At 37.8% G+C, this 19,157-nt stretch carries 12 protein-coding genes; 10 read left to right on the top strand and 2 right to left on the bottom strand.

The features are described 5' to 3' along the window. Positions 1-2 precede the first annotated feature (2 nt). The 10 genes from IRZ80_RS03825 to IRZ80_RS03870 all read left to right on the top strand — a co-directional run bounded on the left by IRZ80_RS03825 (position 3) and on the right by IRZ80_RS03870 (position 15,836). On the top strand, positions 3-3,500 hold the full coding sequence (locus IRZ80_RS03825) for a malectin domain-containing carbohydrate-binding protein (protein WP_194640238.1): 3,498 nt from the start codon (positions 3-5) through the stop codon (positions 3,498-3,500). Positions 3,501-3,618: 118 nt separating this feature from the next. Continuing rightward, positions 3,619-6,030 carry a sugar-binding domain-containing protein gene (locus IRZ80_RS03830; RefSeq protein WP_194640239.1) on the top strand — a complete coding sequence of 804 codons (2,412 nt, stop codon included), beginning with the start codon at positions 3,619-3,621 and terminating at the stop codon, positions 6,028-6,030. Between the two features lie 85 nt (positions 6,031-6,115). Further along, positions 6,116-6,973, top strand: coding sequence for an ATP-binding protein (locus IRZ80_RS03835; protein WP_194640240.1), 858 nt, complete (start codon positions 6,116-6,118; stop codon positions 6,971-6,973). Positions 6,974-6,977: 4 nt separating this feature from the next. Next, positions 6,978-7,325 carry an STAS-like domain-containing protein gene (locus IRZ80_RS03840; RefSeq protein ID WP_194640241.1) on the top strand — a complete coding sequence of 116 codons (348 nt, stop codon included), beginning with the start codon at positions 6,978-6,980 and terminating at the stop codon, positions 7,323-7,325. A 2-nt stretch (positions 7,326-7,327) separates the two neighbouring features. After that, positions 7,328-7,870 (top strand): PIN domain-containing protein, encoded by a 543-nt coding sequence (locus IRZ80_RS03845; RefSeq protein WP_194640242.1) that lies wholly within the window; start codon positions 7,328-7,330, stop codon positions 7,868-7,870. 243 nt (positions 7,871-8,113) lie between these two features. Further along, a complete protein-coding gene (locus IRZ80_RS03850; protein WP_194640243.1) occupies positions 8,114-9,355 on the top strand; it encodes a ribulose-bisphosphate carboxylase large subunit family protein in 1,242 nt (413 codons plus the stop codon). Continuing rightward, positions 9,355-10,737 carry a four-carbon acid sugar kinase family protein gene (locus IRZ80_RS03855; protein ID WP_194640244.1) on the top strand — a complete coding sequence of 461 codons (1,383 nt, stop codon included), beginning with the start codon at positions 9,355-9,357 and terminating at the stop codon, positions 10,735-10,737. Before IRZ80_RS03850 ends, IRZ80_RS03855 begins: the two co-directional genes overlap by 1 nt. Then, the gene (locus IRZ80_RS03860) at positions 10,734-11,396 is read left to right on the top strand and encodes an aspartate/glutamate racemase family protein (protein ID WP_194640245.1); all 663 of its coding nucleotides are present in this window, start codon (positions 10,734-10,736) and stop codon (positions 11,394-11,396) included. Before IRZ80_RS03855 ends, IRZ80_RS03860 begins: the two co-directional genes overlap by 4 nt. 79 nt (positions 11,397-11,475) lie before the next feature. Continuing rightward, complete coding sequence (locus IRZ80_RS03865; RefSeq protein ID WP_194640246.1) at positions 11,476-12,759, top strand: bile acid:sodium symporter family protein; 1,284 nt, start codon at positions 11,476-11,478, stop codon at positions 12,757-12,759. Positions 12,760-12,935: 176 nt separating this feature from the next. Continuing rightward, positions 12,936-15,836, top strand: coding sequence for a sugar-binding domain-containing protein (locus IRZ80_RS03870; RefSeq protein WP_194640247.1), 2,901 nt, complete (start codon positions 12,936-12,938; stop codon positions 15,834-15,836). 215 nt (positions 15,837-16,051) lie between these two features. On the opposite strand, the gene IRZ80_RS03875 is transcribed toward IRZ80_RS03870, so the two are convergent. Further along, positions 16,052-17,995 carry a glycoside hydrolase family 97 protein gene (locus IRZ80_RS03875; protein ID WP_194640248.1) on the bottom strand — a complete coding sequence of 648 codons (1,944 nt, stop codon included), beginning with the start codon at positions 17,993-17,995 and terminating at the stop codon, positions 16,052-16,054. A gap of 226 nt (positions 17,996-18,221) precedes the next feature. Next, positions 18,222-19,100 carry an AraC family transcriptional regulator gene (locus IRZ80_RS03880; protein WP_194640249.1) on the bottom strand — a complete coding sequence of 293 codons (879 nt, stop codon included), beginning with the start codon at positions 19,098-19,100 and terminating at the stop codon, positions 18,222-18,224. Between the last annotated feature and the right edge of the window lie 57 nt (positions 19,101-19,157).

Raw genomic sequence — 19,157 nt, forward strand, 5'->3', positions numbered from 1 at the left:
GTATGAAGAAACTAGTTTATTTTATTTTTTATTTTTTTTCAATGTCTTGCCTTGTCTGGAGTCAAGGCAACAAGCAATCAGCGAAGTTTCGTAAAGAAGTTTCGCTGAATTCCTCTTGGGAAACCATTGTGATAAACAATCTTCCTGAACAGGAAGAAAGTTTTGTCCAAAATCCAAAAGTGGATGCACAATGGCAAAAAGTAAACGTACCCCACAATTGGGATCAATATTACGGTTTCCGTCGAACCAAACACGGCAATTTACACGGAACTGCCTGGTATCACAAAGGTTTAGTTTTAGATAAAAATGATAAAGGAAAACAATTGTTTTTGTTTTTTGAAGGCGTAAGTTCGTATGCAATGGTTTGGGTAAACGGTAAAAAAGTAGGCGAACACAAAGGCGGAAGAACCACTTTTACAGTTGATATTACAAAAGCCGTTTCTTTCGAAAAAGAAAATACTATAATCGTCAAAGCTGCTCATCCGTCATTCATTGCCGACTTGCCTTGGGTTTGCGGAGGCTGTTCAGGCGAATGGGGATTTTCAGAAGGTTCTCAGCCAATGGGGATTTTCAGGCCTGTAACTTTGGTCGTTACTGATGAAGTTCGAATAGAGCCTTTCGGCGTTCACGTTTGGAATGACAAAACAACTTCCAAAGAAAAAGCGATTTTGAACGTTACTACCGAAATCAAAAACTACGGAAATTCCAATCGAAATTTAACGATAGTAAATACACTTTTTGACAAAGAAGGAAAGAATGTCGCTTCTTCTCAAACAGAACTAAATAGTGTTACAGGAGAAACTAAACAAATAGCGCAAACACTTCCCGAAATTGCAAATCCAAAATTATGGTCACCTTCAAGTCCTTATTTGTATCAATTGGTAACTATCATTTTGGAAAAAGACAAAAAGATTGATGAGATAAAAACTCCTTATGGAATCCGTTGGGTAAGCTGGCCGGTGAGTCGTGACGGAAAAGACAACCGTTTTTACATCAACGACGAACCGTTATTCATCAACGGTACCTGCGAATACGAACACTTGATAGGGAACAGCCATTCATTTTCAAACGAGCAGATTCATTCGAGAATTGAGCAAATAAAAGCGGGCGGTTTCAACGCTTTTCGTGAAGCGCACCAACCGCATAATTTGGAATACCAAAAAGAATTAGACGAAAACGGAATCCTGTTTTGGAGTCAGTTTTCGGCACATATTTGGTATGACACACCCGAATTTAAAGAAAATTTCAAAACCTTATTGAGAGAATGGATTAAGGAACGCAGAAACAGTCCGTCGGTAGTTATGTGGGGACTGCAAAACGAAAGCACCATTCCGAAGGAATTTGCCGAAGAATGTACCAAAATCATCCGCGAAATGGACCCGATGTCAGCACAACAACGCATCGTCACCACCTGTAATGGAGGCGAAGGAACCGATTGGAATGTGGTGCAAAACTGGTCGGGAACTTATGGTGGCGATCCGTTCAATTATGATGTCGAAATGAGCTCCCAATTATTAAACGGCGAATACGGTGCCTGGCGTTCGCACGACCTTCATACCGAAGGCGAATTTGATCAAAAAGGAACTTTGAGCGAGAACCGTTTTTCACAACTCATGGAAATAAAAGTCCGCGAAGCCGAATCGGTAAAGAATAAAATCGCAGGGCAATTCAATTGGATTTTTGCCTCACACGAAAATCCGGGTCGTGTTCAAAATGGCGAAGGGTTTAGGGATATTGACAAGGTTGGTCCCGTGAATTACAAAGGGCTTTTCAGTATTTGGGGAGAACCTTTGGATGCCTATTATATGTACCGTGCCAATTACGTTTCGAGCAAAACCAACCCGATGGTTTATATCGTTTCTCACACTTGGCCAAGCCGTTGGGATACGCCGGGAATCAAAAATGGTATCGATGTGTATTCCAATTGTGAGGAAGTGGAATTGTTCAATGATGTGAATAAATCATCATTAGGTAAATTGAAAAATCTGGGAATCGGACAGCATTTTCAGTTTAATAACGTCAATATTCAGTACAATGTCTTATATGCCGTGGGTTACGTAAATGGAAAAGCCGTTGCCAAAGATTACATTGTTTTGAATTCGTTGCCAAAAGCGCCAAATTTCAAAGCATTGGAAACCCAAGAAGAAACTTTGTTGCAACCTCAAAAAGGCTACAATTACGTTTACAGGGTTAATGCCGGAGGCAGTGAAATCAAGGATGCTAACGGAAACATTTGGAATGCCGACGTTCACAAAAGCGGAGAAAATACTTGGGGTTCTTTGTCGTGGACAGACGGTTTTAAGCAATTGCCTGATTTTTATGCAAGCCAAAGAAGCACTTTTGACCCGATTTCAGGAACCAAAGATTGGAATTTGTTCCAAAGTTTTAGATACGGAATCGACAAACTTCGTTACGAATTTCCTGCTCCCGATGGAGAATATTTGGTCGAATTGTATTTTACGGAACCTTGGTACGGAACCGGAGGAGGTTTGGACTGCAAAGGCTGGCGTTTGTTTGACGTAGCCATCAATGACAATGTGGTTTTGAAAGATTTGGATATTTGGAGTGAGGTTGGTCACGATGTTGCTTTGAAGAAAACCTTTGTTGTAAAAAGCAAAAACGGAAAAATCACAATTTCGTTCCCGAACGTAAAAGCGAGTCAGGCGATTATTTCAGCCATTGCGATTGCAACCAAAGACAAAACAGTTAAAGGAGCTTCGGCTTCGCCTAAAAATATTCAGTATGTTGTGGCGAATTCACAAACTAAAGTCGGTTCTTGGATGGACATCAATTCGAAACAATATTTAGATTCCGAAGTGGTATTTACCCAATTGCCTTCGGAATTGTTTGGAGCCAATTATCTTCAAATCCCTTCTAATGGTTCGGTTTCAGGTTCTTTTGTGACCAAGGAAGATTCGGAAATATATCTCTTTAATAAATCCAAAGATTCGATTTCAGGGTACAAAAAAATGACGGAAACGGCCAAGAATTCAAAATCCGAAACATTTTTTGTTTTCCATAAAAAAGCAAAAAAAGGAGAGATAGTAGGTTTCGAAAATTATACAATGGCAGTTGTCCCGACTTACGATATGGGAGAAAAAAATGATTCGAGACCCGTTGTACTTATCGAAGCTGAAAAAGCAACAACAACCGGAACCGGAATTGAAAAAGGAAATTTCAAAAAAGCCGATTATATCGAATTTAAGGAAAAAACAAACAATAGTATTCAGTTTGAAGTAAAACCTGGAGTGGCCGGAATTTACCTGATGCGTTTTAAATTTATGAACAGAAATGCAACACCAATCAAAGTAAAGTTCAAAATGGAAGACGCTTATGGAATCCTGATGCGAAATGACACCATCGAGTTTCCGTCTGCTACCGAAAAATGGAAAATAGTAAGTACCACTTCCGGCGGTTACATCAACGCGGGAACCTATAAAATAACATTGGAATCAGACGATATGAAAGGATTGTTGTTGGATAATTTTGAATTTCAATAAGAAGAGAATAGAGGAAAGAATAAAGAAAATAGACGTCATAGTAAAAAGAAATCTGCGCAAATCTGCGTACAAAAACTTTTAAAACTTAAATGACTTATATGGTTTAAAAATAATTAGAATGGTAAAAAGGATAGGAATTGTATTGGTATTATTGATTTCAACGGCCTGTTTCGCACAAGCCAAGAAGGCAAGAATCGTCGAAGACTTCAACAAAAACTGGAATTTCAAGCTGGGAGATTATCCACAGGCTATTAATGCCAATTTCAGTACTGCCGATTGGAGAACCTTGCAACTACCTCACGATTGGAGCATTGAAGGAGCTTTCGACAAAGACAGTAAAACCAAACAAGCACAAGGTTTTTTGCCTGCTGGAAAAGGCTGGTATCGCAAAGTTTTTACCGTTCCCGCCAATTGGAAAAACAAAACCGTGTCAGTTGAGTTTGACGGTGTTTTCAAAAATAGCGAAGTTTTTATAAACGGGCATTCGTTGGGAATCAGGCCAAACGGATACATTTCATTTGCTTATGAATTATCGCAATATTTGAATTTTGGTAAAGCAAATATTATCGCCGTAAAAGTAGATAACGACGCACAACCCAACTCAAGATGGTACACCGGATCCGGAATTTACAGAAATGTACGATTGGTTGCTTCGGAGAAGTTACACGTTGCGAAATGGGGAACTTATGTAACCACGCCCGAAGTTTCGGCTGAAAAAGCGACTGTTCACTTTGAAGTAAGTATTGATAATGATAACGCTTCCGCAAAAGAAATCAAATTGGTAACTTCGATTGTAAATGGAAATAACGTTGAAGTTGGCAATAAGATTTCTACAGAAAAAATAGGAGCCAAAACCTCCGCGAAAGTTATTCATAATTTAACGGTCAATCAGCCAAAATTATGGAACACCGAAAACCCGTACCTATACAAAGTCGTGACTAAAATCTATGAAAATTCGAAATTGGTGGATAATTACGAAACGCCTCTTGGTTTCCGATTTTTCAATTTTGATGCCGAAAAAGGATTCTCTTTAAACGGAAAACCAACCAAAATTTTGGGCGTTTGCTTGCATCACGATAATGGTGCTTTGGGATCGGTGGAGAACATTCACGCCGTTCGAAGAAAATTGACTTTGCTCAAAGAAATGGGTTGCAACGCCATCAGAATGTCACACAATCCGCATTCTTTGGAAATGATGCAACTGTGTGACGAAATGGGTTTTATCGTTCAGGACGAAGCTTTTGATGTTTGGAAAAAGAAAAAAGTGACCAACGATTACCACAAAGACTGGGATGCGTGGCACAAACAGGATTTGGAAGATTTTATCAAAAGGGACCGCAACCATCCTTCGGTGATGATGTGGAGTATCGGTAACGAAATTCGCGAACAATTTGACAGCACCGGAATCGCGATTACAAGGGAATTGGCCAAAATCGTGAAATCGCTGGACACGACTCGTCCGGTAACTTCGGCTTTGACAGAAAATGTAATCGAGAAAAATTTCATATATCAGTCGGGTGCTTTGGATTTATTGGGGTTCAATTACAAACACGAAGATTACAAAGATTTCCCGACTAAATTTAAAGGACAAAAAATATTGGCTTCTGAAAGTGTTTCGGCTCTAGAAACCCGCGGGCATTATGATTTTCCGGATGGAATTAAAGCGTGGCCGACCAAGTATGGCGCTTCATTTGACGGAAATGCCGACTGGACAGTTTCGGCTTACGATCAGGTAAAATCCTATTGGGGCGCAACGCACGAAGAAAACTGGAAAACGATCAAGAAACAGGATTTTATGGCGGGAACTTTCATTTGGACCGGTTTTGATTACATTGGTGAACCCGATCCGTATCCGTATCCTGCGAGAAGTTCGTATTTCGGAATCATCGACTTGGCGGGACTTCCAAAAGATGTCTATTATATGTACCAAAGCGAATGGTCGGCTAAACCTGTTTTGCATATTTTCCCGCATTGGAACTGGCAAAAAGATCAGGAAGTTGACGTTTGGGCGTATTACAACAATGCCGATGAAGTGGAATTGTTTTTGAATGGAAAATCATTGGGAAAAAAATCCAAACAAAATGACGATCTGCATATTTCGTGGCGCGTAAAATTTGAACCGGGAACGCTGAAAGCCATTTCTAGAAAAGACGGAAAAGTGGTGTTGGAAAAGGAAATCCACACTGCAGGGACAGCTTCCAAAATTGATTTGAAAGCTGATAAAAATATCGTCAAAAATGATACTTACGATTTAGTTTACGTGACCGTTTCTGTCGTTGACAAAGACGGAAATTTAATTCCAAACGCCAATGAACTAATCCGTTTTGAAGTGACAGGAGGTGGAAAATTAGTGGGTGTTGACAACGGTTATCAGGCAGGTTTGGATTCGTTCAAGGCGAGTTCCTGCAAAGTCTATAACGGAAAATGCATCGCCATTATCCAATCGAATGGTAAGAAAGAAAAGATTCAGTTAAAAACTTCTACTTGGAATGGGATTGCACCTTCAACCATTGATGTGAAAGTGGAATAAGTGTTAGATATACTTAGTTTTTATAAGCACGGATTTTATTCGTGCTTTTTTTGTTGTATGTTTGTTTAAGTGAAAAATATTTAAAATGTCACAATTAACCCATATTAATAATACATTTGAAAGTTATCAAAGGCTAATTAGTTTTTATGAAGAACATAAAAACAAATTTTTTGAAACGATTCATCTTGAAATAAGAAATTGGTTTGCGGCTAATATGTGTGCAACTTTAGGCAGTATTTTAGATAAGTTTACTGATGAACTCAATGATATAAAAATAGATTATATTAGTTCAGACATTGAGAGAATATTACTCAAAAATGATTTTCTTTCTTATTACGGAAGAACTCGGATTGTTGACAATCATCATACTACAATAAAGTTTCTAAAATTAAAGCCTACAGATGGTAAATTTTTTAAGCGGTATGTGATTGAAGAATTGATAGGTCGTTCAGAGTTGCCTCAGATGTCTAATTTACTTAAAGAAAAAATGACCGAAGCTATTTATGAAATATTCGTAAATGCTCAAATACATAGTAATACAGATAATATTTATACGTGTGGGCAGTTTTTTCCCAGAGATAATAAAATTGAATTTACTATTGTTGATATAGGAATAGGATTTAAAAGAAAAATTAATGAGAGATTTAATAAAAATCTTAGTGCTGTCCAAGCCATTGAATGGGCAATAAAGGATAAACATACCACAAAAGTTGGAATAACAGGAGGAATTGGATTGGCGTTTTTAAAAGAATTTATAACTAAAAATAAAGGGAAAATGCAAATTGTAAGTGATGATGGTTTTTATCAGTTTGATGGTAAAATAGAAATCACCAATAGTTTTGTTGGATCATTTCCTGGAACAATTGTAAATTTGCAATTTAGAACGGACGATAATAATTCGTACTTATTAAAAAAAGAAATCAATAGTAACGATATATTTTAAAAGGATGGAAGGTAATACAATTAATATTATTAATGTCGTAGGTGATTCTTATTGTATTGAAGCTGAAGATGGTGAGAAAGTGTTTTCGTTAATTAATAAAGCGATCTTAGAAAATAAAAAAGTTGTTTTATCTTTTCTTAATGTTGAAATGCTCACAACTGCTTTTTTGAATACTGCAATCGGACAATTATATAGAGATTTTTCTGAAGAGAAAATAAAAGAGTCTTTAAGCGTTAAAGATATGTCTCAAAATGGTCTAAATGCACTAAAGCGAGTAGTTGAGACGGCTAAATTATATTATAAAGATCCAGAAGCAATGCAACGTAGTATTAATGATATATTAGGAGATTAGTAATGGCAACAAAATATACTACTCAGAATATAATAGCAATAGGAAATAGAAAAGTTTTTTTTGATGCTAATGTATTACTCTATATTTTTTGGCCATCAGGGTCATATAATTGGGAAAGATTTTATTCTACGGCTTATGCTAAATTATTAAGGCAAGGAAATGAATTGGTTGTCGATTTTATTGTTATTTCTGAAATTATAAACCGTGCAATTCGTCTAGAATATGATAAGTTTCTGTTGTCAAATGGTTTCAATAAAACTACATTGAAATTTAAAGATTATAGAAACAGTATTGAAGGCAAAAAAGCATTGGTGGATATTTATTTAATGGTTGAAACGGAAATTTTATGTCGCTTTACTGTAGTTGGCAAGGCATTTACAAAATCGGATATTCAATCTTTCTTAAATATTGATTCACTAGATTTTGGTGATAAAGCCATTCTATCAACTTGTCAAGAAAATGCTTGTATATTACTTACTAATGACGTTGATTATAAAACCGTAGCAATAGATATTTTAACTTCAAATCCTGCAATTTTGAGATAGTTTAAATGTTAAATCAGGTACTCGTTGCAAACGAGTGCTTGTTGTTTTAATTACTAGATAATACGTTTATGAAAATGTTGCGTTGAAAATATTTATCGTATCAAAAAAGTACAGTCCACCGCTGTACTTTTTTGCATTCTACCTCATTCCCCAAGCAATAAATAATTCTCGCAATACAGCACACCGCAGGACACTTCCTTTTCATAAATTCATTTAATTTAGAATCTTAAAAAATAAATTATAATGGAAAGAGTTTTTGCAGAATATCTCATAGAAACGCCTTATGATGTAGAACAAGCTTCGGCGGTGTTGGCGGGGGAGCAGTCATCGGGAACATTTGTGTCTGTTCCAGGTGAAACCGAAGAACTGAAAAAGCGTTTTGCAGCAAGGGTTGAGGATATTCAATTATTGGATGTGGCAGACGAACCGTCCATTCCGGGAGGCAGTATTCCAGGAAAAAAATACCAAAAGGCAAGAGTAAAAGTAAGCTGGTCGATAGAAAATTTTGGCTACAATCTGCCGGTTCTGATTAGTACTTTACAGGGAAATCTATACGAAATCACACAATTTACCGGTTTGAAATTAATGGATTTTGAAGTTCCGGATTCTTTTGCAACTCATTATAGCGGACCAAAATTCGGAATCAAAGGTTCTAAGCTATCCTGTGGAGTTGTAGACCGACCAATGATTGGAACCATCATCAAACCAAGCATCGGAATGAGTGTTGATGAAACCGCTGCTTTAGTAAAAACCTTAATCGAAGCCGGAATCGATTTCATCAAAGACGATGAATTGATGGGATCGGCGGCGAATTCTTTTTTTGATGACCGTGTAAAAGCGATTATGAAAGTCATTCGTGACAACGAACAAAAAACAGGTAAAAAAGTAATGTATGCGTTCAATGTCAGCGATGAAATTGACGAAATGCAGCGTAAATACGATTTGATTCTGCAGGAAAAAGGAAGTTGTGCTATGGTTAGCATCAACAGCGTTGGTTTGTCAGGAACAAAGAAAATCTGCGATCAGGGCGAACTCGTTATTCACGGCCATAGAAACGGCTGGGGAATGCTGAACAGACATCCTTTGTTGGGAATTGAATTTCCGGCCTACCAAAAAATTCAGCGTCTGGCAGGTGTGGATCAGCTGCATGTTAACGGAATCCAGAATAAATTTTGGGAATCCGATGATTCAGTGGTTACTTCGATACAATCCTGTTTAAAACCCTTTTTGGGCGGAAACGAAATTTTGCCGGTAGTATCTTCCGGACAATGGGGCGGACAAGCGGTAGAAACTTATCGAAGAACCCAAACCACCGATTTGCTGTATATGGCAGGAGGAGGAATTTTGGCACATCCAATGGGACCAAAAGCCGGAGTAAATGCCTTGCAGCAAGCCTGGACAGGAGCTGTTGATGGTTTATCTGTAGCAGAAACCGCATCGGAATATCCCGAATTTGCTGAATCGGTTAAAAAATTCTCGAAGTAATGAGTTCAAAGGATAAACTGCTATTGGCTTATTACGGCGACGATTTCACAGGCTCAACTGATGCTCTAGAATTTCTGACGCTGGCCGGAGTAAAAACGATACTCTTTCTTCAAAAACCGAATCAAAAAGATTTAGACCGCTTTCCGGGAATTCAGGCCATTGGTCTGGCGGGAAAAAGCAGGTCGATGTCACCATCGGAAATGGAAACAGAACTTTATACTGCTTTTGAAAATCTGAAAAGTTTTGCCCCAAATCATTTTCATTATAAAGTCTGTTCCACTTTCGATTCTGCACCACACGTGGGCAACATCGGAAAAGCAATCGAAATCGGAAGCGAAGTTTTTGATCAAAAAACAGTTTTGGTTTCACCATCAGCACCACATTTAGGACGATTTTGCGTTTTTGGAAACCTTTTTGCCCGAATGGGAACTATCGGTAACGGCGAAATTTACCGCATTGATCGTCATCCATCCATGAGTAAACATCCTGTTACGCCAATGCTGGAAGGGGATTTGACGATTCATCTGGCAAAACAAACAGACAAATCAATCAGTCTTATCAATTTAACAACAATCGAAAAAGGGACTTCAGAAGTTCAGGAAGCGGTTGAAAGTAACCAAGCCGAAATTTTGTTTTTTGACGGTTTCAATTTGGAACATCTCAAAACAATTGGAACTGTTTTTAACCAATTGGCTTTCGAAAAAACATTGTTTTCTGTTGGTTCTTCTGGAATCGAAATGGCATTAGGACTGGCTTGGGAAGATGAAAAAGTTATCGGAAACAAAACCACATTCGAAGCTCCGGGAGAAGTTTCGCCTTTATTGGTTTTGTCGGGAAGCTGTTCGCCAGTAACTTCAGGTCAGATTGAATATGCCCTGCAGAATGGATTTCAAGAAATTGCCCTAGAAAGCAAGGCTGTTGATAACGATTATCAAGCCGAAATTATAAAGAATACCGTAGCTGAGATTATCAAGAATTTCAATAACGGAAAAAGCACAATTCTGCACACCAGTACAGGTTCAGATGATTCTCGTATTGCTGAAACAGAAGCTTTTTTTATTGCTAAAGGTTTTTCGGCAGACGAAATTCAGAAACAGTGCAGCAGTAGTTATGGAAGTGTTTTGGGGCAAATCACTAATGAAGTATTAAAAGTAGTTCCGTTAAAAAGAATTCTTTTTGCAGGTGGCGATACATCGAGTTATGCCGCTTCCGAGCTGGATATTCTGGCGCTGGAAATGATTGCGCCAATCGCACCTGGAGCACCGCTTTGCAGGGCGGTTTCGGACAGGGAATGGGTAAACGGAATAGAAATGAATTTTAAAGGCGGACAGGTAGGTACCGCCGATTATTTTATAAAAGTATTAAAAGGAGAAAAATTATGAGCGCAAAAGTTTTAGGTTTTGTACATACATCGGCAACATTGGTTCCGTTATTTCAGCAGTTAAGCAGTGAATTTTTAAGCGGGGTGGAAACCTTCAATATTGTCGATGACAGCTTGATAAAAGACGTAATCAAAAAAGGAAAATTAATGCCGAACACAGCTGCGAGAGTCGTGAGCCACGTTCAGGCTGCCGAAGCTGCAGGTGCCGATGTGATTCTGGTAACCTGTTCGTCCATTGGCAGGGCTATCGAAACGGCGGCAACTTTGAGTGCCGTTCCAGTGATTCGCGTAGATCAGGCCATGGCAGATGAAGCGGTACAGATCAGCAGTAAAATTGGTGTGATCGCCACATTGCCAACGACTTTGGAACCAACCAGCGATTTAGTGCAGCGAAGAGCCGAAGCGGCGGGCAAAAAGGTAACGATTTCATCTAAATTATGCGAAGGTGCTTTTGAGGCTTTAATGAGCGGCGATGCTCCCAAACATGACGAAATGGTAGCCAAAGCCCTGAAAGAATTAATGAAAGAAGTGGATGTAATTGTGCTGGCGCAGGCTTCGATGGCGAGAGTGGTCGATGGTTTAAGTGCCGATGAAAAATTAGTGCCTATTTTGGCAAGTCCTGCTATTGCTATGAAAAAATTAGCAGAGCTTTATTTTTAAATAAAGTTAGACCTAACAGGTTTTAAAACCTGTTAGGTCTGTGTTGAAAACTATAAAAAACACATTAAAACAAAATTATATGCGTAAATATTTTCTTTTGCTTGCTCCGATATTTTTTATTTTGGTTATGTTTGGCTGGTTACAGCAAATAGATATCCTTTGGAAAATCGGATTAATCTTTGGATTTTCGAGTATTGCCATTGGAGCAGGACATCTGAAAATATTGAGCGGTTACCAATACACTTTTTGGATTATTACCGCTGTCTGCGCAGGATTGATTTATCCCGACTTTTTCCTGCATGTAGGCAGTTTCGATATGCGCAACAAATGGCTTATTCTGATTATCATTCAAATGGTAATGTTCGGAATGGGAACGCAGATGAGTATCGAGGATTTTACAGGTATCCGAAAATCGGGCAAAGGCGTTTTGATTGGCCTGCTGGGGCATTTTACCATCATGCCGGTTATGGGTTTTTTAATCGCCAAAACGTTTGGTTTTGAACCCGAAATCGCTGCAGGAATTATCCTAATAGGTTCGTGCAGCAGCGGACTGGCTTCGAATGTGATGACTTATATCGCCAAAGGGAATCTGGTTTTGTCTGTAACCGTAACGGCTATGTCCACTTTAGCGGCACCGATTATGACTCCGTTTCTGATGAAAATATTTGCTGGAACTATGGTTGAAGTACAGTTCTTCAATATGATGATGGAAATTATAAAAATTGTTCTTGTGCCTTTGATGGCAGCGATGATTCATGATATCCTTAAAAATTATGGAGAAACAGCTAGGAAGCGGATTTATTTTCTGACTACTCTGTCAGCAATCTGGCTGGTTGTTGTATTGTTTGGAAATTTTTTCACAATTGCAGATGACAGTACGGCAGCTCACGTTTTAGAAATCGTAAATTTCAGCTGTGGCGCTTTTGTCGTTGGGACATTGTATCACCTGCTGTATAAGGCTTATTCAAAAATTGATCTCATCATGCCGTATTTTTCCATGTTCGGAATCATTTATTTTACCTTGGTGACCACTGCTGCAGGAAGAGACAATCTGATTCAGATTGGTTTTTTGCTTTTTTTGGCTTCAATTCTGCACAATGGAGCAGGTTACTTTTTTGGTTACTGGTTCAGCCGAATCAGCGGTCTCGACAAAAAGAGCAGTCAGACAATTGCTTTCGAAGTCGGTCTTCAAAATGGGGGTATGGCTTCTGGATTGGCAGGTGCTATGGGGAAACTTGCAACGGTTGGATTGGCTTCTGCGGTATTCAGTCCATGGATGAATGTTTCAGGTTCTTTACTGGCTAATTACTGGCGAAAGAAGGGTAATGAGGAAGAGACAGAAATTACTGCAGTTATAAATTAAAACCACCATGTAACTGCTGTTTAGCGAATGCTCTTATTTTGCTTGATAAAATGCAATGTTATTTTTTGCTGACTGTTATTGTTGTTATGTTTTTCATAGCAGGATGCTACAGGATAACAATTGCATGTCATTATTTTATTTTTATGCCGATTATGTATTCAATATAAAAATATAAAATGATAAAAAAATACACTTATTTCAGCCTGTTATTTGTGGCTTTGTTTTTCTTAAGCAGTTTCAAAAAGGAAGAAATTAAGCTTGACGGTACTTGGCGTTTTGAAATTGACCGAAATGATGAGGGCGTAGCTGGAAAATGGTACAATAAAAATCTTTCAGATGCGATAAAGCTTCCAGGCTCTATGGCACAATTCTTAAAAGGGGATGAGATAACGTTGAAAACAAAATGGACTGGTTCTATTTATGACAGTTCCTATTATTACATGCCGCGATTAGCAAAGTATCGTCAGCCGGGAAATATACATATTCCTTTTTGGCTGACTCCCGCAAAGCATTATGTTGGCGCAGCGTGGTACCAAAAAGAGGTAAACATTCCTGCAAATTGGACAGGTAAACGGGTTTTGCTCCATTTGGAAAGAACGCATATAGAAACCAGAGTATGGATAAACGATAAAGAAGTGGGGCTGCGAAATTCATTGGTTGCACCTCATGTTTATGATTTAAGTCCATATCTCGCAGCGGGTAAACAGCGAATTTCTATTCGAATTGATAATCGTATTAAAGAAATTAATGTAGGTCCTGATTCTCATAGTATAACTGATCATACACAAGGAAACTGGAATGGTATCATTGGAAAAATCGCATTAGAGTCCGGTTCACTGGTTTATATTGATGATATTCAAATTTATCCGGATGTAAAAAATAGAAAAGCCCGCGTAAAAATCACCATTAATAACAGTACTCAAAATCAATTTAGCGGCAAAATTTCTATAGCTGCTAAAAGTTTTAATTCTAAAGAATCTGATGAAACGCAAGAGATCACTAGCAGTCTTTCTGTGTCAAAACAGGAAGAAAAGTCAATTGAACTTGAACTGCCTTTTGGAAACAGGATGCTGACTTGGAATGAATTTAATCCTGCTTTGTATCATTTGGAAGCAAAACTTTTTTCGAAAGAAACAAGCGATGCAAAAATCGTTCAGTTTGGAATGCGTGAATTTAAAATTAAAGAAAACCAATTCTTAATAAATGATGTGCCTGTATTTCTCAGGGGGACGGTTCACAATTGTGAATTTCCGCTAACAGGTTATCCCGCTGCAACAGTAGAAGCCTGGACTAAAATTTTTAAAATTATCAAGAAGCACGGGTTAAATCACGTGCGTTTTCACTCATGGTGTCCGCCCGAAGCCGCTTTTATTGCTGCTGATAAAATTGGTCTTTATCTGCAGCCCGAAGGTCCAAGCTGGCCTAATCATGGTCCTAAGATAGGATTGGGACAGCCTGTGGATCAATATTTATATGACGAAACCATGAGAATGGCAAAAGAGTATGGGAATTATGCATCATTTGTGATGTTATCTGCCGGAAATGAGCCTGCTGGAAAGCAAGTGGAATACCTAAATCAATTTGTGGATTTTTGGAAAGCAAAAGACAGCAGAAGGGTTTATACTGGTATGACTGTAGGCGGAAGCTGGCCTGTGGTTCCAAATGCAGAATATCAAGCCAGAGGAGGCGTTAGAGGATTAAAATGGGACAAAATGCCTGAAACAGAATCGGATTTTAGTACTGGGATTGCTCCTTTTAAAGTTCCTTTTGTAGCCCACGAAATAGGGCAGTACTGTGTTTTCCCAAATTTTGAAGAAATTAAAAAATACAAAGGTGTTTACAGAGCCAAAAATTTTGAAATGTTCCGTCAGGATCTTGAAGACCATAAGATGGGCAATCAGGCAAAAGATTTTTTAAATGCTTCTGGTAAATTACAGGTTTTGTGTTATAAAAATGAAATTGAGAAAATATTGAGAACACCTGGTTATGCTGGTTTTCAAATGCTGGGGCTGCAGGATTTTCCTGGGCAGGGAACTGCGTTAGTGGGAGTTCTTGATGCATTTTTTCAGGAAAAAGGATATGTGTCTGCCCAAGAATATGCCCGATTTTGTAACGAAACTGTTCCTTTGGCAAAAATTTCAAAGTTTGTTTATACTAATGCAGAAACTTTTAATGCAGCAATTGTTCTTTCCCATTCGGGTAAAGAACCTTTAAAAGATGCCGTAATTAATTGGACAATCAAAAATGAAAAGGGTACTATTCTTTCCTCCGGAAGTTTTGAGCCTAAAACATTCGAAAACGGGAATGGTCTTTTCGCAGGAAATATAGATTTTTCGCTAAGCGGAATTACCGCTGCATCCAAATTAAATCTTGAAGTAAAAATCAAAGATACAGTCTTTGCCAACGATTGGAATTTTTGGGTATATCCAGAGAAAAATATAGAAATTCCTTCTTCAGTTTATTACACAACAGAGTTAGATGATAAGGCAAAAGAGGTGCTGCAAAATGGCGGAAAAGTATTTTTGAATGCCTCAGGCAAAGTGATAAAAGGAAAAGAAGTTGAAATGCATTTTCTTCCTGTTTTTTGGAATACTTCCTGGTTCAAAATGCGTCCGCCGCATGTTACTGGAATGCTGATTCAGGATAAAAGTCCTGCGTTTAAAGACTTTCCGACTAGTTTTCATAGTGATCTGCAGTGGTGGGAAATCCAAAATCGTTCACAGGTCATGAATCTGGAAGATTTCCCGGCAGATTTCCGTCCATTGGTACAGCCAATAGATACTTGGTTTATGAACCGCAGACTGGCTTTAGTATTTGAAGCTCAGGCAGGAAAGGGAAAAATTATTGTAAGCAGTGCCAATATTGGTCCTGATATGGTAAATAAACCTGCAGCAAAGCAATTGTTTTTCTCGCTTATAAAATATATGGATTCGGATAAATTCAATCCGAAAAGCATACTGGATTTTGAGGTAATAAAAGATGTTTTTGTAAGTCCGTCCCACGAAGTGTTTAATACCTATACGAAAGACAGTCCGGATGAATTGAAACCTAATTCGAACCAAAATAAAGTGAAGTAGCACCTGAATATTCAAGTCTTCATTAATATTAAAAGACTTAAAAAGTCCCGAGTTGTGTTTTATCCGGCTTGGGACTTTTTTAATTTATAATTGTTCAGAAGCAACTGCTTTATAATACCATTTAGAATCATAAAATAATCCGATTCAATCTTCTTTGAAGAGGGTTGGGGTGAGCTGAAAATATTTTATGTTTCTAAAAATTTTTTTGCTATTATTTAAGGCATAAATATTACGGTTCCTCCATTTGGAGAAAGCTCCAGACTGAATGTGCCGTTATCTGATTTCTTAGTGCCGAATTTTGATTCTGCGCCTTCGCCATCAGAGATAATAGAAACCTCTTTGCCTTTAAGCATGGATAAATTTACGCTTATTTTTTTTGCTTCGTTTTCGCCGTTGATTGCTGCTACATACCATTTTGTATTTTTTCGGCGGGCAATAACACAGTATTTACCAGGATAGCCATCTATAAAACGGGTTTCGTCCCATACTGTTGGTATCTTTTTTAAATAATCAAATAGATAGGCTGGCTTTTCGTTTAAGTTTTCCGGTGTTAATCCCCAGTGCTGCACGGCAGAAAAAAAGACAACCGCAGTAGCCATTTCGAATGCATCTGTAGTTTTACGTATTGTGCCTTTGTCAGGATTACGGTTTAATCGTTTGTTAAGAAAAACTGGTCCAAAATCCATTGAACTTACTGCGTTTCTGGTAAAAGGGTAAATAGTTGCGGTTGTAGGATATCTGTCGCTGAAGGTCTGCTGAAAAACTAGATTTTCAGACGCAAGCACAGCTTCGCTCGTCATATAATTTGGATACATTCTTTCCCATCCGCGCGGAAGGGTAGTACCATGAAAATTGATGCCTAATCCAAATTCTGCTGCATCGGTAAGTATGTCATGATACATTTTCATCGTGACTTGTTTATCACCGCCAAAAAAATCAACCTTTAATCCTTTTACGCCAATCTGCTGTAACCACTGCATTTCTGCCAGCCGCGCTTCATGCGTATTCATTCTGTCTTTTGGAGTTTGCGGTGCGGTATTCCAATTGCCATTAGAATTGTACCAAAGTATAACGCCGACATTTTTGGATTTGGCATAATTTACCAGTTCGGTCATTTTTTCTTTTCCAATATTGACATCCCAAAGCGCATCAATCAATATAAATTCACATTTCATATTGGCAGCAAGATCAATAAAAGTTTTTTGGTCATCATAGTTACAGCTTGCATCCTGCCAAACAATCCAGCTCCAGCTTGCACGGCCTGTTTCGAATATTTTAGAAGTTTTTATAAGCGGTTTAACAACATCAGTTGAAGCAGTTGATTCAACAATTGGTTTTAATGTTTTTCCAAGCGTAATTGTTTTCCATGAAGTCTGCATCGGTAATACAGCAACAGCAGTAGCGGCACCTTGATTATTGTTTTCGCCTTCCTGAGGAAAAGCAACAGTATAGATTCCATCGGCATTGGCATCACTCAATCGGGTTCCTGGATAATTACCGCTGATACCGGTTTCAGAAATTAACAGCCATCCTTTATTTCCCAGATGAAAAAGTGCCGGAAAAGTATAACCTAGTCCGTATTGTGATTTTGTTCCTACCGGCTCTTCTCTTGTATATTCCTCTTCATATGACGGTTTGGTTTTCTCCCAGCCGCTTGATGGCGGTGCCTGAGGAGTGATAAAAGTGGTCGTTCCCACTGGAAGTTTAAAACCTGTTATTTCTTTTTCAATAGTGCAGTCGCCAGCGTTCTTTTTACTTTTTGGAAGAAGATAACTAAAGGCGGCATCTGTATTTGTAATTCTGAAAATTACATTTAGAGTATCATTCGCTGTATTTGTGAAAATGCATTTTATTTCATTGGCTTTATAATTGACCTGGCTGACTTTAGAGCGGTTAAGTTTATAAGAATCCTGTATTTTACTGGAAGTGCTTCCAGCGAGTTTAAGACCTTTTGTAAAGTCACCTACTGAACTTACAAGACCTAAAGGCGACTTGTTTAGGAATTCTTCGTTTTGATAAAACAGATTGTAATAAGCACTGCCATTTATTACTGAAACTTCAAGTTTTAAATTTTTATCAGGACTTAAAGCTGACACTGACTGCGCTTGTAATGAATTTGAAAGAGAAATAAAAAAAAGACTAATTAGAAGAAATCTCATTGTTACAGTATTTTTGGTTAGTAAAAACAGTGTTTTAAAAAAGCAAATATAAGTGTAAAAATAACACTTTTACTTAAAAAAATGATATTGAAAAAAATTAATGTGTTATGTTAATTTATTTTTAGAGTGTAATGTGTTGATATTATTTGTGTTGTGTGTTGTTTTTCAGTGTGTTAAAGTCCGTTGAAGCGGAAGTCATGTAAAGAGGGTTTAAATGAAAGTAAATTTAATTCAAATGACTAATCTGATTTCGGTATTCTCCGGGAGTAAGGCTTACGATCAGTTTGAATATTTTTGAAAAATGAGGCAAATTAGAAAAACCGGTATCCAAAGCAATTTCTAAAAAGGTTTTATTAGTGGTGGCAATTAGATATTGTGCTCTTTCTATTTTTTTTTCATGTATATAATTTAAAGGTCTTTGTCCCGTATGAATCAGAAATTGTTTTGAAAAATAATCCTGATTCTGATTTACTCTTTTTGATAACTCCGCCACTGTGAGGTTTTTGTCCAAATTAAGCTGCACATAACTCATTGTGTCAAGTATTTTAGAAGGTGTAACCTGCGGCTGTTGTGTCTTGAAGTTATTGGTGTTCAGAAATCGGGAAAGAAGCTGCAGAATAATTCCTTGATTTTCAAACTTTAGATGCGTTTTCATTGCATCATTCAGAGCACTGTATTCTTTATAATAAGCTTCTCTTTCATAAACTTTTGGATTGTCCGAGCGGTTAATTCCTCTTCCGGGATTGCTCTGCAGCATTTTTTTGACAAGACAGATGTCAATATCTGATGCAGGCAGTTTCATTACGCTTCGGTTGTTGTTGAATAAAGAAATTCCGTCCGCTGATTCTTCGAAGAATTGAATAAAATACTGACTCAAATAGTCATCACAGTTGAGGTTGCATATTGTAAAACTAGGAATAAGATATAAGTAACCCGGCTCTAATGTAAACTGGCCGTAACTGTCAGAAATAAATCCAGTTCCTTCATCTATATAATACAAGCGGTAGTATGGACTGATAACATTGTAATAATTCCAATGATGATTGAGTTTCACGTAATCAATATGCAGTAATGAAAAAGAATATTTAAAAGTATTTTTAGACATAATAATTTATAAAAATCGTTTTTGAGTAATAAAAAATCGTTTTTGGATAAAAGAAAA

Source organism: Flavobacterium sp. HJJ (assembly GCF_015351475.1).
Lineage (GTDB): Bacteria > Bacteroidota > Bacteroidia > Flavobacteriales > Flavobacteriaceae > Flavobacterium > Flavobacterium marginilacus.

What these genes read in the sequence shown, in the direction of transcription:
- IRZ80_RS03860 (WP_194640245.1), top strand. Translation starts at nt 10,734, where the DNA reads ATGAGCGCAAAAGTTTTAGGTTTTGTACATACATCGGCAACATTGGTT.
- IRZ80_RS03855 (WP_194640244.1), top strand. Translation starts at nt 9,355, where the DNA reads ATGAGTTCAAAGGATAAACTGCTATTGGCTTATTACGGCGACGATTTC.
- IRZ80_RS03865 (WP_194640246.1), top strand. Translation starts at nt 11,476, where the DNA reads ATGCGTAAATATTTTCTTTTGCTTGCTCCGATATTTTTTATTTTGGTT.
- IRZ80_RS03880 (WP_194640249.1), bottom strand. Translation starts at nt 19,100, where the DNA reads ATGTCTAAAAATACTTTTAAATATTCTTTTTCATTACTGCATATTGAT.
- IRZ80_RS03840 (WP_194640241.1), top strand. Translation starts at nt 6,978, where the DNA reads ATGGAAGGTAATACAATTAATATTATTAATGTCGTAGGTGATTCTTAT.
- IRZ80_RS03870 (WP_194640247.1), top strand. Translation starts at nt 12,936, where the DNA reads ATGATAAAAAAATACACTTATTTCAGCCTGTTATTTGTGGCTTTGTTT.
- IRZ80_RS03845 (WP_194640242.1), top strand. Translation starts at nt 7,328, where the DNA reads ATGGCAACAAAATATACTACTCAGAATATAATAGCAATAGGAAATAGA.
- IRZ80_RS03825 (WP_194640238.1), top strand. Translation starts at nt 3, where the DNA reads ATGAAGAAACTAGTTTATTTTATTTTTTATTTTTTTTCAATGTCTTGC.
- IRZ80_RS03850 (WP_194640243.1), top strand. Translation starts at nt 8,114, where the DNA reads ATGGAAAGAGTTTTTGCAGAATATCTCATAGAAACGCCTTATGATGTA.
- IRZ80_RS03830 (WP_194640239.1), top strand. Translation starts at nt 3,619, where the DNA reads ATGGTAAAAAGGATAGGAATTGTATTGGTATTATTGATTTCAACGGCC.
- IRZ80_RS03835 (WP_194640240.1), top strand. Translation starts at nt 6,116, where the DNA reads ATGTCACAATTAACCCATATTAATAATACATTTGAAAGTTATCAAAGG.
- IRZ80_RS03875 (WP_194640248.1), bottom strand. Translation starts at nt 17,995, where the DNA reads ATGAGATTTCTTCTAATTAGTCTTTTTTTTATTTCTCTTTCAAATTCA.